Source organism: Desulfosporosinus sp. FKA (assembly GCF_002196785.1).
In the GTDB taxonomy this organism is placed as follows: Bacteria; Bacillota; Desulfitobacteriia; order Desulfitobacteriales; family Desulfitobacteriaceae; genus Desulfosporosinus; species Desulfosporosinus acididurans.
The window spans coordinates 1-14,698 of record NZ_NAHZ01000008.1 but is presented as its reverse complement, the minus strand read 5'-3'; the positions used below and the strand labels follow the sequence as shown (position 1 = coordinate 14,698).

The window sequence follows — 14,698 nt, the reverse complement described above, 5'->3', positions numbered from 1 at the left end:
TTTTAATTTGAAAGGGGTGATAAAAATAAATAAAGATAGGCCAATGAAAATACCTGTTGGGCGTATTGGAGAATGGAAACATCCAAAATATGGCGTTCTTAAAATGTCCCAACAAACATTTAATGACATGATAAAAAACTTCAAATCTAAAACAATTGGGCGTGACCCATTTGTAAGGATTGGTCACGATAAAGGGACTGGCAATAGCTGGGGAGATGTTCCTGCAGAGGGATGGATTCAAGACCTTCAGCAAGAGGGTGATGTACTTTATGCCTTAGCTGATCCAACGAATACGCAGGTTGTAGAGGCTGTCAGAAATGGACGCTTTAGATATGCAAGTCCAGAATACGAAGAAAATTATCAAAGCAAAGAAGATGGTTCATTTAAAGGTGCAGTGCTTTTAGCATTAGCTCTTACGAATGAACCATTTTTGACTAATTTGCCAGAAGCTAGAGCACTAGCAGATCAACCAGATGTATTCTACCTAGATTACGAGGAGGTTAGACCAGACATGGAAGAAATGAAAGAATTACTAGATCAACAAAAAGAAACCAATGGATTTCTACGTAAATTAGCAGACTTTTTTACAGGGAAAAAACCTGAAGAAATGACAATCATTCAAGAAAATACTACTGTAACGTCACCAACACAAACAGCGGAGCAAATCAAATTAGCTGAAATGCAAACGCAATTAGCAACAACACAAGTACAGTTGCGTACTGCTGAAGTCGAACGTAAATTAGCTGAATATACAGCAAAGGGAATTCCTCCGGCAGTGTTGGGTCAATACCGTCCAATTTTATTAGCTGATAATGGCGAAAAAATTGTTAAACTTGCTGATGACAAAGGTCAAGAGATATCCGTTTCAGTGTCTGAGCAAATTTATGCTTCGATTGATGCGTTTCCTGAATCTAGTCGTATTAAACTGTCTCAAGTAGGCGAACAGACCACACCACCGCCAATTGATTCTCCAGAAGCGGTTAAAAAACTGGCAGATGAGACAATGAGTGAACTAGGTTATACGGTCGATGAGAAAGGTCAATATAAAATTCTTTAATTTAATTTCGAGGAGGTTTATAAAAAATGAGTTGGACAGATAATTGGAATCCAGCGGTTCCAGGCGAAGTAGACGGTTTACAATTTAGCGATAAGCAAATTATTTTAAATGCAGACCACCACATTAAAGATAGAATTACCATTACCATTGCACCAAATACTGGTAATTTGGACAAGGGTACTATTCTTGGTGCGGGAACCTCTGATGGATTATTCAGACCAGTTACTCGTACTACTGTTGCAGGGGCAACTGCAGTAGCAAATCCACAAGTAATTGCAGTTGCGACAGGGACAGGTGCTAAATTTACTGTTGGTCAAACAGTAGAAGCTATGAGCGCAACAACTGGAGTTGTTCAGCAACTTGGTACTATTACTGCAATCAATAGTGATAACATCACTGTACAAACGGAATTAACAACTGCATTAGCTGCTAACGACTGGTTTTTTGTTGCAGATGGTTCACAAAAAGCTTTGGTAGTTTTGGCAGATGTGGTCTTAGATGCTGTATCGAACAAGATTTCTAATGCTTACGTGGCTGGTAAGTTTGTACAATCACAGCTTGTTGGAATTGATTCCATTGTTTTAGGTGATCTTAAAGCCCGTTCCATTCCTTACACCATCAACGGTGTAGCGGATAATATTTTATTGGTATAGGAGTGATAAAAAATGACTAATTTAACATTTCCAACGACTCAGGAAATTAACCATATCGTTCGTAATATCATCACGGACCCAACAAAATATCGTGGTATGGAATTCTGTCCTATTGTTTCTGCTTATGCAGCGCGGATTCAAGTCGATGTAATCAACGCAACTTACGGGATTACACCTCCTCACGCTCTTAATGCAGAGCCAAAAGTTGCCACACTAACAGGTCAGTCTATTCGTGAATATGCGACTGGTTACTGGCGTGAGACATACCGAATTAACGAAGAAGAATTGCTCTACGCTCGACAAGAGGGAACCTATAACGAACGTGCTGGACGACTTCGTGTTATGCGTAGAGCTACAGAACTCAATACACGTCTTGATACTCGGGTTGAACAGCTACGATGGGCTGCTTTGGTTAATGGGAAAGTCCAGGTTAATGATAATGGGGTAAACTACACGGTCGATTATAAGATTCCAACAAGTAATAAAGTTACATTACCTTGGGCAAGTAATCCCAATCAGAATATAGCTCAGGATATTTCAATGCTTCAGGAACTCTATTTTGGAACTGGTGCCGTTCTCGATACAATCTACATTAGCCATCAAGTTGCTAAAGCTTTAGCGGCTAATGCAACTCTTATGGATATGCTTAAACAGAGTGTTTATGCAGTAAATCTATCAGCTTCAAATATTACTAAAGCTCTCCAAATCCTATTTCCTGAAATTAAATTCGAGGTTTATGCAGAGGGTTACAGTTCTGACGGTAAGAGTTTTACTCAATTTTTACCTTCAAATAGTTTTGTTGGCGTAGGTAAGGGTGGAGAAGTAGGAATGGATTTCTGTACAACCCTCGCGCTCCAAAATGGTGGTATGGATAATCCTCAGCCTGGTAAGTTTTCGGCAATCGAAGATAAATCAGGTAATGAGAAAAATCCTTATGTGGATGTAACTGTTGGTATCAATGGCTTGCCCAGAATACATCATCCTAACTGGTACATTAGCGGAACAGCTAACTAGGAGGGGGATTTATGTCCTATTGTTTACCATCTGATGTAACAGCTTTGAATAAACTTTTTCAAACAACAACTTTTACAGATGCTTACGTACAAACGTTTATCAATAAGGCTGTGGCGAGATTAAATAACTTGCTACAGCCTCATTACGTTATACCTCTTGCTGATCCAGTACCGCCAATTATTAATTCGATTGTAGCAGATATGGCAGCATCTTTACTTTGTCAGACTCATTTTTCAGGCGTGAATTACCGTGAAAATACACCAATGGCAGAGGTTTATCGTAAGCGTGCGGAGTCAGACCTGGAGCATGTCCTGACAAATTCCACGCTGGATGACTTCGAAAATGTGGTAAAACAACAGCCTGACGTACCGGAGATGCGAAGAGCTGTGGCGTCCACAACTCCACACCAAAATCAGCATATGAAGGGGCGCTTAAAGCGGTTTAATTGGGCTACTCAGTCACCACTTTCGAATGTGAGGGAATGGCCGTGAAAGTAGAAATTCAAGCAGTTGGACTAGAGGAAGTAAGTACAATTTTAACCTCTATGGCAGAGCGCAGTATTAACCTCAGTCCGCTTATGAGCCGTATTGGCCTTGCTATGATAGCTTCAGTTCATGAAAATTTTGCGGTCGAAGGACGTCCTAAATGGAAACCTTTAAGTGCAAAGACAGTTGCCGCATATCAAGCAGTCGCCATCCAAAAAGCTCAGAATACAAAACGATGGCAGAATGCAAAAAAATCATCTACAAAGAGCAAAATTGAATCTGATCGGGTTGAAAGGGATGTTGGTGGACATAAGATTTTAGTTCAGTCAGGAGAACTTCGCCAAAGCATTATGCTTGGAGCTGTCACTGAAACGAGTGTGGAAATTGGTTCATCACTACCTTATGCCCGAATTCACCAGTTGGGTGGAACTATCGGAGCTGTGACCATTATGCCTACTAATAAAAAGGCACTTGCAATTCCTACTACTGACGGAATAATTATTCGGCGTTCTGCAAACATTCCAGAGCGTAAGATTCCAGCCAGACCTTACCTTACGGTTCAACCTGAAGATATTACTCTTATTAGGGGCCTGACTATGCAGTTTATTCGGGAAGGAGTGTGAGCCTATGCTTGATGATATTCTTAATGCGTTAGTAGCTACTATTAAGGCTGACAATTCACTCCCTGAACTCATAGCAGATTATCACAAGGTCGAGGGGATGATACCAGGCATAGATACTAGTTGTAGCGTTTGGGTACCTAAGCAAAAATTTAAAGCGTATACCAACGACGAAGACGAAGTAAATGCCCAAATTCATATCGGTATTGGTCTTCAGGATATAGACCCTGAGAATGGTGAATCTCGTATTCGTGCCTTAGCGGAAGAAATAAGACTACTTTTGACTGCGGATAATCCCAGACTGGGAGGTTTTCTTGATGATAGTTTCCTATCTGAATGGGAATTTGCCACTTATAATGCAAGTACAACCGAATTACTACATTTAGGTGAAGCAGTTTGGGAAGTGGTATATTATTCGTCTCGTACTCGTCCAGTTACACCGTCTGAGCCAATGGATGAGATTAATTTTAACGAAACCATAACGATTGGAGGTTAAATTTATGCAAGAACCACAATATGTGGTACCTAGAATAGACATTATTGAAGAACCACAAAACACAAACCAACAGCCGAATGTAAATCTGGGGCGAATCGGTTTTGTTGGTACTTTTAGTTGGGGGCCTGTGGGAGTTCCCATCCGTGGATACTCGGAAACTATGTTGGAACAAACCTTCCAAGGTTACACTGCGGGGTTAACTGGTTGGTTATCCTTACATGGAATTTATAAGCAAAATAGCAATGCAGATGTAACAGTCATTCGTGTTGCAGGGGCATCAGCAAAAGCGGCAACACTTACATGTAATGACTCAACTAGCAAACCGTCTGTGATTGTAACTGCAAATTATCCTGGAACAAAACCAATATCAGTTTCTTGGCAAGCAGGTACTGCTTCTAACACGGTCAAGTTGATCGTTATAGCAGACAATACTTCTCGAACCTATGATAATTTGACACTGACTAACCTAAACACGGTTATAGATCCAAATGTAAATGTAACTGCTGCAACAGGAGCAGGTGCGTTACCTGCACCAATAAGTTCAACTTCTCTTGCTGGTGGAGATAATGGCGCGACTACTCAGGATTCTGATTATGTTAATGGACTTAACGCTTTTGCGAATGTGCCAATACATATTATTTTAGCAGCACAGCAATCTAGTCCAACTGTTCAGGCGGCACTTCTTGCCATTGGAGCAAACACTAATGTCGCGAATGGGTTGTGCTTTCCGATTCTCAATATGCCCAACAATCAAAGTGCGGCAATTACTGAAACAGCAATGGCAACTTTGCAAGGATTAAGAGGTATAATGTCTTCGCCTTGGGGGGCATATGATGATTTACCTGGAGTAACAGCGGCCTCAGATGGTTGTTTTGCCGGCATTCTCTCTAATATTGCGGCATATGAAAGCCTGTCAGGTCAGGTTGTAAAAGGTTTGTCTAGTCTACAAATTTCCTATACTGATGACGATGTTTATGCACTTACTGAAGCGCGTGTATGTCCTATTACAATTGATCCATTGTCAGGTAATTTCGTAATAAGAAACGGTGTGAATATGTTTGTGATGCCAACAAATGTTAAAAGTGATGATTGGTCACAGGTTAATGTTCGCCGTGAGTTTGATAAATTGGAGACTGAGATTTACATTGGTACCCAGTGGGCAAAGTCAAATACAAATCCTAATCTACCAAAACAGTTGTCTACTTGGATTGATGAGCATTTGCGTAAAGCAAAGGTTGATAATGGCGAAATCACTGATTATCAACCAACAACAGCCAATAGGGATACCAGTAATCAAAGACGAGTTATAACCGCAATTAGCGTACAACCTCTTTTTGCTGCTGACTTTATTGACAACTATATCGCGCAGTGGAGTGGGGCGATATCAAAATGAGTATGATTATTTTAGAACATTGTCCTGGTTGTGGTAAATGTGTTAATTCAAGAGTTTGCCCAATAAAGGCAATATCCATTGATAATGGTAAAGCCGTAATAGGCAAAGGTTGCATTGAGTGTGGCCTTTGTTTACCTATATGCCCGATTGGTTTAATAAAACTAGGCGAACAGGAAAATAAGCAACCTGTAAAAATTGAGAGAGAGGTGATTGATCATGAACAACAGACCAGTACAGGGGCATGATGTATCGGCGGCTCTAATGGGTCCCAATGGGCCTGAACTTGCGGGTGAGTGGCAAGAGATGGATCTTAATATCAACAATGCCGTAGAGACCTATCAAACGCTCAATAGCCGAATGCCCATCTTATTGGATGGCGATATCACTCTTGATGGGAAGCTTAAACGTGGCTGGCTTGACATGAATATTGTGGCCGCTACCGTTGGAACGGGAAATCTACAGCCAGGACAGAACGTCCCGGCGAGTCCAAGATTTGTTATTACATGCACTATTAATGCACCGGATAAAGGGTTAAATGGAACTTATCAACTTACTGGTTCCATATTTGATAAAACGCAAATTGCTATTAAACAAGGTAAAGGTGTTGTAACTAGCGATTTATCGTTTAAATCTGAGGGAATCATTGAAGCATAAGTAAATTAATAAGAGGGGGAATATTTTATGTCACAAGTTTATGGACCATTAACATTACCATCAGGTAAAATTATTAAATTTCGTCGTCCAACAGGGTTAGATCGGATGAATGTTACCCAAATGGTACCAATGGATCAAAATAACTTTGTCACTGGTACACTATTGATTAATAGCTATGTTCAGGCCAAAGTAGTTACCGAAGTCGATGGAAAAACACCTGATCCAAACTATAAAAATTTATTCAATGATTGGGATGATATGGACGTTCAATATTATCAAGCTGTCATCAATGAAATGTTTGGTATGACTGAAGCCAAAGTGGAAGATGCGAAAGCCAAAGCAGCTTTTTTGCTCGGGAGCTTGATCTCTACCGATGGGTCCAGCTCGCAAAACCTTGCCAGTGTACCATCGAACGCTGGCTTAGCCTTGACAGCGAACTAAAAGAAGCTATGTGGGAATCTTTTGAATGGCTTCAAAATGAGCTGAATAAAGAATAGACGTATTTAGAAGTCAAGCCGCTTTCAATTGAAAGCGGCTTTGTTGTGGATACGTCAAATGGAGGAGGTGGAATTAATAATGGCTGGTTCTGATTTTACGGTATCAATGATAATTAGGGCAGTAAACGAGATGACACCAGTTATTCAACAAGCTTCAAGACAGGTTGAGGCTCTTCAGGCACAAATAAATGCAGTTAATGCTACGTCAAATAGAGGTTCTTGGTTTGACGGGGCAATTTCGGGAATTGATAGATTTAGCAATAAGTTAAAAAGTGCTCAAAAAACCATGGATAAACTTGTTAAGTCTGGTACTCACGATTTAATCACTGGTGCGATTATGGCAGCTCCTATTATAGCTGCAGTAAAATCAGCTGCAGGTGTTCAGGATACACAAACACAATTAAAATTAACAGGAATGTCAGATAATCAAGTTAACACTTTAACTAGTCAAGCACAAACTACAATGCGAAACACAAGATTTAACACTGGTCAGGTTCTCGGAATTGATGAGGCATTAACCAAAGCTGGTATGGATTACAATAAAATTCAGGGCGTTGGAACCACAGCAACTTATTTAGCTGAGCTTGAAACTAATCGGAATGGTGCAGATCCGCAAACTACGGCTAAACAATTTGCGCAAATGACCGAACAGTTGCAAATAGCCATGGACCCTACTAAGGTAAAACAACTAGCCGAACAGGTTAACCGCATTTCAACCGTTACAAGTTCGGATGTAGGTACTCTTTCGGAGAGTTCAAAATATTTTAACATGGTTGGAACCATTCAAGGTCTCACTCCATCGGACATTATGCTTACTCAGGGTTTAGCTGCACGTTATGGTTTAGAGGGGTCTATGGGTGGAACAAATCTTAAGGACTTTTTCCAAAGATTAAACCCAATGCTTCACATGGGAACAAAAATGGGGGCGCCTATTGTGAATGCATTTGATCAAATGGGCTGGCTAAATAATGTTAAGAAAGATAAAAAAGGGAACATTACAAGTGCTACAGACGTTTTTCATGACTCAAAGGGTAATCTTGTTGGTGCAGATCAGATATTTAGTGTGTTGGGACAAACATATCAAAAAATGGGAAACAAAGAGCAATTTAACGCTCTAATGACCCGTATTTTTGGTCAACAAGGGCAGGCCATTGCTTCAGCCGTAGCTCAAAATCCCCAATATTTTGCACAAATGCAACAGCAGATGGCAAATGTACCGAATATTGATAAAAGCGTAGAAATAAATAAGGGAAAAGTTAGTCAACAATTCACAACATTTATTTCTACTCTTGCTGACTTTGGTCGTCAAGTAGGTACGATGCTTCTTCCATCACTTACAAAAGATTTTGCTGCTCTCAATAATGAACTACCAAAGTTTCAAAACTTTATTGATAAACATAAAGGATTAGTGGAAACACTTGCTAAGATTTGGGGAGGCTTAGCAGCGTTTAAGATCGGCAGTGGCATCGCGAAGATTGCTGTCGGGGCACCACTTAAAGAATTATTTGGGGCATTACGGACAGGTTCAAACATTGTAAAGGGTGGTCTTAAGTTAGGTAGAGGGATTTATAATAGCGGGGTTATCCAAAAGGGATGGGGAATTGCAAAAGGTGTAGGATCTAAAGCATTAAATATCGGCTCTATGATAGGGAGTAATGGTTTATCAATTCTAAAAACTGGTGCAAGTGCAATGAAGTCCTTTGGCTCAAGTGCTTTAAGTGCAGCAAAATCGGTAGGACAGTTGGCACTTGGAATCGGTAAGTCAACTATTGTTATGGCTGCTAATGCTGTAAAAACGATAGCCATAAAAACTGCTCAACTTGCTGTTGCTGCCGCAAGTAAGACGTGGGCTGCTGTTCAGTGGCTTGTAAATGCAGCTATGACAGCTAATCCGATTGGAATTGTCATTGTTGTTATCGCAGCACTGGTTGCAGGTATCATACTTATGATCACACATTGGAAGCAAGTCAGTGCCGTAATTGGTGAAGTTTGGGGATGGATGAAACAGTTTGCTACTAATATCGGTAATACATTCTCAAATCTTTGGCACCAAGCTGTGGACTGGGGGAGTAATATCGTAAAGGGTTTGTGGCAGGGGATTAGCAATTTTGCTGGATGGATAGGAAACCAGGTTAGTTCTTTTGCTGACAAATATATCGCAGGTCCCTTTAAGTCCTTTTTGGGGATTCACTCTCCATCTTTGGTATTCGCTGGTTATGGCATGAACATTGTTCAAGGTCTTGCTAATGGTGTAAATAATAACTCATCTATTGCAGAGACTGCAGCTAAAAAATTGGCTACACGCACAGGTTCTGCTGGAACACCATTTATCGCAGGAAACGGTACTGGAAGAGGGGGAACTGGAACACCTGTTCAAATTAACCACAATTACTACATTAAAGCAACTGATCCTGAAGGTACTGCGAAGGAGATACGAAGTACACAAGACAAATATGAACGTTCACGGTATCCGTTACTACCAACTAGATAAGGAAGTGATATATTGGCAACAGCAAGCTTAGTTATTGGCAATTACACCTTTGCATTATCGCCAAAACAAAGTCTAGACTTCAATTTTACTCGGAAAATAAATAAGCTTGAAACAGCAGATATACCCACTTACCAAGATATGGGTATTGATGAGAAAAAGCTGTCTTTTACAGGCTCTATTGTTACTAGTGACGCTTGGACACAAGCTGAAACCCTTGAGTCTTTAATGGATCAAGGACTTACTCAAACTTTATTATATGGGTCTATCCAGCGAACCGTTAGAATTGATTCCTTTCAACCAAAGTACATTCGGGATGATCGTGTCGATTTCAGCATTGATTTAATTGTTATCCCGCCAAAATCTGGTTATAATGCACCACAACAACCAACAACAACTACAACGCTCCCTGCTCAATCGGCACCATCTGCGACAAGTACAGAATCAATTGCACAGTATGCAGATCAATCCTATACGGTTAAGCAGGGAGATACATTATGGGGGATTGCTCAGCGGACGTTAGGTAATGGGGTTTCTGCTAACGACATATCAACATTAGTCAATACGATAGCAAAGGCAAATCAACTTTCAAATCCTAACTTGATATTGGTTGGGCAAGTTCTTAACATCCCTTCAACATCCTCAAATCAACAGAACGCAAATTCAGCTTATAGCACACGTCAAACTACTACAGTAACATCCGATGGCATTAGTTATTTGCAGAATAAAGAAAGTTCAGTGCGCTTTTCAGGAGGTACTTCGTAATGGGTGAACCACGATGCCTTGTGGAAGTAGACGGACAAATTGTCATGCCGGAAGACATTAATAAATGTGATGTAAATAACACGCTTTATATGGCGGCAGATAGTTTTGATATTACTATTGTCAACGATGACTTAAAATCGGATTGGTTTCGAAAAAAACAACAGGTAAAAGTATATTTTGGTTATGTAAATAATCCGGCTGAATGGTATCTTAGTGATTTAACGCATGTACATACTGGTATTATTGATGGGGTACAACCAAAATGGGGAAAGCAAAACGGAATGATAGTTGAATTGATTGGGCGTGACTATTCAGCTCCCATGATTGACACACAAAATAGTTACGCTTTCACGAACTGGACATCTAGTCAAATTGCTAATTATTTTGCCCAAAAATACAACCTAAAACCGATTATCACTACAACTGATTCTTCGGTAGAAAGTGACGTGTATCAGTCAAAGCAAGAGTGGGATGTATTGCAAACTTGTGCAGCCAGGGAAGGTTTTGTCTGCTATGTGACGAAAGATCTTGAACTTTATTTTGGCCCACGACAAGAGAGTGATAATACTGTTGTTGACACTATTTCTATGGTTGGCAATGGTATATCAGGTTCAGACATGTCATTTGACGATAGTTCTGTTGGTGTTTACAACAAGGTCACTGTTAGGCATTATTATAGGAAGCAATTAATTGAGGGTAGTGCTCAAAATGATCAACTTATTGCATCAATGGGTAGTCAAATAGTAGAAAAAGTAATGACAAATGCCAAAGCGACAACACCAGCGCTAGCTAATCAACTGGCGTCTAATTATTTACATGAGTATTCACGGCAGGCCATAACGGGTTCATTCAATAATATTCCTGGTAATACGTTGTATATTGCTGAGAAAAAAATCAACGTGGTTGACGCAGGTCGGTTTAATAGCCTTTATTATATTGAACAGGCTAAACATGCTTATGGAAAACAAAACGGCTATACTTGTTCTCTGTCGATAACTAATATTCGCCCAGATGATGCAGCACAGTACAAACAAGATTTATATCCTAAGAAACGCTATGACGTTAGTAATAGTGGATATGTACCAAAGGGGACGATATAATGCGAGTTGAACAATTTCAATATTACCCACAACGAGGGATTGTAACAACACTCAAAGGTAATTACCAGGCTAAGGTTAATTTGCCGGAAGCAAAATTTGATACAGATTGGGCAGACTCATGTGTTTGGTTACCTAAAGAGGGTGTTGAAGTTTTAGTTGTTTTTATTAATGGTGATTTGAATCGGCCAGTTATTACTCAGCTATTTCCATCAGATGAAGAGATTGGTACACCTCTTTTGGAACTTGCTGGGGGAGGTACGGCTGTAGCACGTAAAGGTGATAGTGTTCAAGTGACAATTAATTACAGTTCGACAGACAGCAAAGGAGACAGCTTTAGCATTAACACAACAGCAAACGGTACCATTACTAGCGGTTCCCAAAAAGTTACATCTGGATAGGAGGGGGAGTAATTGGGTGACATCTATGGAACTGACATATTTCAGACAGTAAACCAGGACTGGCAGGTTACAGGTACAAGTGATATAGCTACAATCTCTGGTCTTGAAAATTTAAACCAAGCATTAAAGCGACGAGCCAACACGCGAGTAGGGGTTCTTTTTTATGCCCCAAGTTACGGCAATCCCATTTACGATATGCTGTCGGGTCCGTATAACCAAGATTGGGTGAATCGAGCGACAGCAGGTGCGCGGAATTGCTTGTTAGGTGATCCACGCATTAAAGATGTTCAAGTTACAGTTAATCCAAACGCTAACACTAGAACAGTGTCTATTTTCTATTCATGGACTGATACCAATGGAAATACAGGTCAATTCCCTCAGGAGGTGAGCACTCTTGTATAAAACTTATAGTCAAATCGTTTCGGAACTCCAAGCTGATATGCTCGCCTCTGGTTCACAAGCAACCGATTTTACGGACGGTTCCCAGATTCAGACGATGATCAATGTCACTGCACGAGCTTATTCTACACATTGGTATATGCTTGAGTTTTTGGTGGAACTGTTTTTCGTAGCATCCTGTGAAGGACCATTTTTAGATTTGCGGGTTGGAGAGCGAGGGATTGTAAGGAAACCAGGCGTTGTCGCAACTGGGTCTATTACTTTTACACGTTCCACACCATGTCCTACTAATACCGATATCCCTGCAGGTACAACATTTTCAACCCTTGATGGAAGTGTTTCAATCACAACGAATGCGGATACACCTCTGGCTAGTGGATGGGAATCTGGAATGGTTAATGTAACTTGTACAGCAGTAGGGATTATTGGTAATCTTGCTGCAGGAACACAGCTTCAGATAGTTGGATTAACGCCATCTGGTTTGCAGACCATTACTGTTGGGACAAGTGGTTTAACTGGCGGGGTAAATAAAGAAACAGATGATGAGTTACGCACAAGGTATTTATTTACTATTCAAAATCCCACTGATGGTGGTACACCAGGAGATTATCAGGTTTGGGCTGATAAAGTGACGGGGGTTACTAATGTCTCAGTGTTCCCGTTAGCTAGAGGAAATGGAACTGTTGACGTTGTGGTTGCTTCTGATGGTATACCATCTTCTAATTTAGTGGCTCAAGTCCAGTCAGTTATAAATGCCAATCGTCCTGTAGGAGCTGATGCTCAGGCAAAAGCGCCAACTTCAAACATAATTAATATCACTGGAACAATCACTCCAGCCACGGGATATACGTTTGCAACGCTTCAACCTCTTGTTACTCAGGTCATCATTAATTATTTAAATTCAGTACCAATTGGCGGCATTGTGCGTGTTTCCGCAATCATTAAAGCAATGATGAGTGTTCAAGGTGTTTCAGATTGTTTGATATCAGCACCCACGGTTAATGTAGCCTTAACCCAAGAGCAGTTAGCAGTTCCAGGAACTATAACGCTCACACAGGGTAGTTAGGAGGGATTACATGTCTTGGTATGATATTATGGCTAGTTGGCTTCCTTCTTCATTTCTTGGTGCTGATGCTGTCACTCAAAAAGCATTTCTTAAAGCCTGTGGTAGACAATCCGATGACCTTGAAACAGCGATTTTAGATAACCAAAATCAACTTTTTGCTCAATTGGCAACATGGGCGCTTAATAATTATGAAGAGGAATATGGGATTAAACTGGTTGATGGAGCAACAGACTCAGCACGACAGAATAATGTTGTAGCTAAAATGAGAGCAGGGCAGGGGGCTACTCCAGCAGCTTTGTTAAATGTACTCGCAGCGTATGGGTGTAAGTGTCGTAATTGTCAAATCCTAAGCACTTAAGCAAAGAAAAAGCCCAACCAGAGGTTGGACGAGTTTCAATTTTTAGTTTTGTAACAGTTTGCCGGAAGTTCCTTGGACCAGGGAACAAACTTTTCAATCAGTTCTGGGTTTTGGTTGAAATCGGTATTTGGCATCTGTTTCAATAAATAGACTAGATATTCATAAACCTTAAGATCATTGGCCAGAGCACTCTGTACAATGCTGTATACGATGGAGCTATCGTGCGCTCCGCGATCCGTTTTCATTGTGACCCAATTTTTGCGGCCAATTGTAAACGGACGTATACTTCGTTCTACGAGGTTGTTCGTTAGTTCTAGACGACCGTCCAAAAGGATATTCTCAAAGTACGGCCACTGGTTCAGCGAATAGTTTACGGCCTCATAAGCCTTTGATTTTGGAACCGTAAGGGGCTTAGTCTCTTTAAGCCATGACAAAAAGGCCTCCATCGCCGGTTTTAACTTGGCGAGACGCTTCCTATAACGCTCTTCCGGAGTAACATCTTTATACTGATTTTCAATATGAAATAGGTAGTCGCAGTACTCCTGTCCCTTAAAACAGACAGTCTTCTTTTGCTCCTCCGGGCTTAAGGCTTTAATGGCATCGGTGAACTTGCGCTTGATATGAGCAAGACACCCAACCACTGTGATTCCTGGATCCAGATGATGGTAGACCTCGTAGCCATCCGTATGTAAAAATCCAGTATAGTCTTTAAGGAATTCCTTAGCCGATTCCGAAGCCCGGCTCTCATGGAATTCATAATAGATGATCGGTTCGTCATGCTCTCCGCTGCAGTAAACCCAGATATAGCATTTTTTCCTGGATTCTCTGCCGTCTTGTTGCACAACTTTAGTCCAGGTTTCATCAGCATGTAAGACGTCCTTGCTCAAAAGCGTACTTCTCATGTGACTATAGATCCTTGAAAAGTATTCCTCTGAACATTGGAGTATCCAGTTACTCATGTTCTGCCTGGAGATCCGGACGCTGTCCATCCGGTCAAACTCACGCTCAATCCGGGCGAGAGGCATCGCGTTGGTATATTTACTGTTGAGAATGCCGGCAATCAATTCCGGGGTTGCAAAGCTTCCGGGAATCGGTAAGTTGGGCATGTCGGCACGAACGAAGGGGATTTTATCGCCTTCGCCTTGAGTCTTTTCACATTCTCGGCAGGTATAGACGTGTCGACGGTGCTCCTCAACTTCGAAATGGGCTGGCACAAGTTTCAGTGTTTTCGTGACCTCGACTTTCATATCATGCA

General features: G+C 40.9%; 18 protein-coding genes. 17 read left to right on the top strand and 1 reads right to left on the bottom strand.

Annotated features, from left to right (window positions below; translation table 11 throughout):
- The first annotated feature begins 16 nt into the window (after positions 1-16).
- The 17 genes from B5771_RS00830 to B5771_RS00750 all read left to right on the top strand — a co-directional run bounded on the left by B5771_RS00830 (position 17) and on the right by B5771_RS00750 (position 13,443).
- Complete coding sequence (locus B5771_RS00830) at positions 17-1,057, top strand: phage protease (RefSeq protein ID WP_242966686.1); 1,041 nt, start codon at positions 17-19, stop codon at positions 1,055-1,057.
- A 26-nt stretch (positions 1,058-1,083) separates the two neighbouring features.
- Complete coding sequence (locus B5771_RS00825) at positions 1,084-1,710, top strand: hypothetical protein (protein WP_088185839.1); 627 nt, start codon at positions 1,084-1,086, stop codon at positions 1,708-1,710.
- Positions 1,711-1,722: 12 nt separating this feature from the next.
- The gene (locus B5771_RS00820; RefSeq protein WP_088185838.1) at positions 1,723-2,724 is read left to right on the top strand and encodes a major capsid protein; all 1,002 of its coding nucleotides are present in this window, start codon (positions 1,723-1,725) and stop codon (positions 2,722-2,724) included.
- 11 nt (positions 2,725-2,735) lie between these two features.
- A complete protein-coding gene (locus B5771_RS00815; protein ID WP_088185837.1) occupies positions 2,736-3,215 on the top strand; it encodes a phage protein Gp36 family protein in 480 nt (159 codons plus the stop codon).
- Positions 3,212-3,832, top strand: a complete 621-nt coding sequence (locus B5771_RS00810) for a phage virion morphogenesis protein (RefSeq protein ID WP_172408112.1) — start codon at positions 3,212-3,214, stop codon at positions 3,830-3,832. The genes B5771_RS00815 and B5771_RS00810 overlap by 4 nt, the downstream gene beginning before the upstream one ends.
- A 4-nt stretch (positions 3,833-3,836) precedes the next feature.
- A complete protein-coding gene (locus B5771_RS00805; protein WP_088185835.1) occupies positions 3,837-4,325 on the top strand; it encodes a hypothetical protein in 489 nt (162 codons plus the stop codon).
- A gap of 4 nt (positions 4,326-4,329) precedes the next feature.
- The gene (locus tag B5771_RS00800; protein ID WP_088185834.1) at positions 4,330-5,718 is read left to right on the top strand and encodes a phage tail sheath C-terminal domain-containing protein; all 1,389 of its coding nucleotides are present in this window, start codon (positions 4,330-4,332) and stop codon (positions 5,716-5,718) included.
- Complete coding sequence (locus B5771_RS00795) at positions 5,715-5,963, top strand: 4Fe-4S dicluster domain-containing protein (protein WP_242966685.1); 249 nt, start codon at positions 5,715-5,717, stop codon at positions 5,961-5,963. Before B5771_RS00800 ends, B5771_RS00795 begins: the two co-directional genes overlap by 4 nt.
- Positions 5,935-6,372: a hypothetical protein gene (locus B5771_RS00790; protein WP_088185833.1), complete on the top strand. Its 438-nt coding sequence runs from the start codon at positions 5,935-5,937 to the stop codon at positions 6,370-6,372. Before B5771_RS00795 ends, B5771_RS00790 begins: the two co-directional genes overlap by 29 nt.
- Positions 6,373-6,399: 27 nt before the next feature.
- Positions 6,400-6,813 (top strand): hypothetical protein, encoded by a 414-nt coding sequence (locus B5771_RS00785; RefSeq protein ID WP_088185832.1) that lies wholly within the window; start codon positions 6,400-6,402, stop codon positions 6,811-6,813.
- A gap of 135 nt (positions 6,814-6,948) precedes the next feature.
- On the top strand, positions 6,949-9,360 hold the full coding sequence (locus B5771_RS00780) for a phage tail tape measure protein (protein WP_172408111.1): 2,412 nt from the start codon (positions 6,949-6,951) through the stop codon (positions 9,358-9,360).
- A gap of 12 nt (positions 9,361-9,372) precedes the next feature.
- A complete protein-coding gene (locus B5771_RS00775; protein ID WP_088185830.1) occupies positions 9,373-10,122 on the top strand; it encodes a LysM domain-containing protein in 750 nt (249 codons plus the stop codon).
- Positions 10,122-11,222, top strand: a complete 1,101-nt coding sequence (locus B5771_RS00770) for a hypothetical protein (protein ID WP_088185829.1) — start codon at positions 10,122-10,124, stop codon at positions 11,220-11,222. Before B5771_RS00775 ends, B5771_RS00770 begins: the two co-directional genes overlap by 1 nt.
- On the top strand, positions 11,222-11,620 hold the full coding sequence (locus B5771_RS00765; protein WP_088185828.1) for a hypothetical protein: 399 nt from the start codon (positions 11,222-11,224) through the stop codon (positions 11,618-11,620). The genes B5771_RS00770 and B5771_RS00765 overlap by 1 nt, the downstream gene beginning before the upstream one ends.
- 12 nt (positions 11,621-11,632) lie before the next feature.
- Positions 11,633-12,022: a GPW/gp25 family protein gene (locus tag B5771_RS00760; protein ID WP_088185827.1), complete on the top strand. Its 390-nt coding sequence runs from the start codon at positions 11,633-11,635 to the stop codon at positions 12,020-12,022.
- Positions 12,015-13,085 carry a baseplate J/gp47 family protein gene (locus tag B5771_RS00755; protein WP_088185826.1) on the top strand — a complete coding sequence of 357 codons (1,071 nt, stop codon included), beginning with the start codon at positions 12,015-12,017 and terminating at the stop codon, positions 13,083-13,085. Before B5771_RS00760 ends, B5771_RS00755 begins: the two co-directional genes overlap by 8 nt.
- Before the next feature lie 10 nt (positions 13,086-13,095).
- Entirely contained in the window at positions 13,096-13,443 is a 348-nt protein-coding gene (locus B5771_RS00750; RefSeq protein ID WP_088185825.1) for a putative phage tail protein, read from the top strand.
- 35 nt (positions 13,444-13,478) lie between these two features.
- Here the strand turns inward: B5771_RS00750 and B5771_RS00745 are convergent.
- Positions 13,479-14,698, bottom strand: a 1,220-nt coding sequence (locus tag B5771_RS00745; RefSeq protein ID WP_088185824.1) for an IS66 family transposase, incomplete at its 5' end; no start/stop codon positions are given.

Bases quoted from the DNA above. Each gene is read 5' to 3' on its own strand.
- B5771_RS00780 (WP_172408111.1), top strand. From the start codon at position 6,949: ATGGCTGGTTCTGATTTTACGGTATCAATGATAATTAGGGCAGTAAAC.
- B5771_RS00785 (WP_088185832.1), top strand. From the start codon at position 6,400: ATGTCACAAGTTTATGGACCATTAACATTACCATCAGGTAAAATTATT.
- B5771_RS00765 (WP_088185828.1), top strand. From the start codon at position 11,222: ATGCGAGTTGAACAATTTCAATATTACCCACAACGAGGGATTGTAACA.
- B5771_RS00820 (WP_088185838.1), top strand. From the start codon at position 1,723: ATGACTAATTTAACATTTCCAACGACTCAGGAAATTAACCATATCGTT.
- B5771_RS00795 (WP_242966685.1), top strand. From the start codon at position 5,715: ATGAGTATGATTATTTTAGAACATTGTCCTGGTTGTGGTAAATGTGTT.
- B5771_RS00815 (WP_088185837.1), top strand. From the start codon at position 2,736: ATGTCCTATTGTTTACCATCTGATGTAACAGCTTTGAATAAACTTTTT.
- B5771_RS00750 (WP_088185825.1), top strand. From the start codon at position 13,096: ATGTCTTGGTATGATATTATGGCTAGTTGGCTTCCTTCTTCATTTCTT.
- B5771_RS00790 (WP_088185833.1), top strand. From the start codon at position 5,935: ATGAACAACAGACCAGTACAGGGGCATGATGTATCGGCGGCTCTAATG.
- B5771_RS00825 (WP_088185839.1), top strand. From the start codon at position 1,084: ATGAGTTGGACAGATAATTGGAATCCAGCGGTTCCAGGCGAAGTAGAC.
- B5771_RS00770 (WP_088185829.1), top strand. From the start codon at position 10,122: ATGGGTGAACCACGATGCCTTGTGGAAGTAGACGGACAAATTGTCATG.
- B5771_RS00800 (WP_088185834.1), top strand. From the start codon at position 4,330: ATGCAAGAACCACAATATGTGGTACCTAGAATAGACATTATTGAAGAA.
- B5771_RS00805 (WP_088185835.1), top strand. From the start codon at position 3,837: ATGCTTGATGATATTCTTAATGCGTTAGTAGCTACTATTAAGGCTGAC.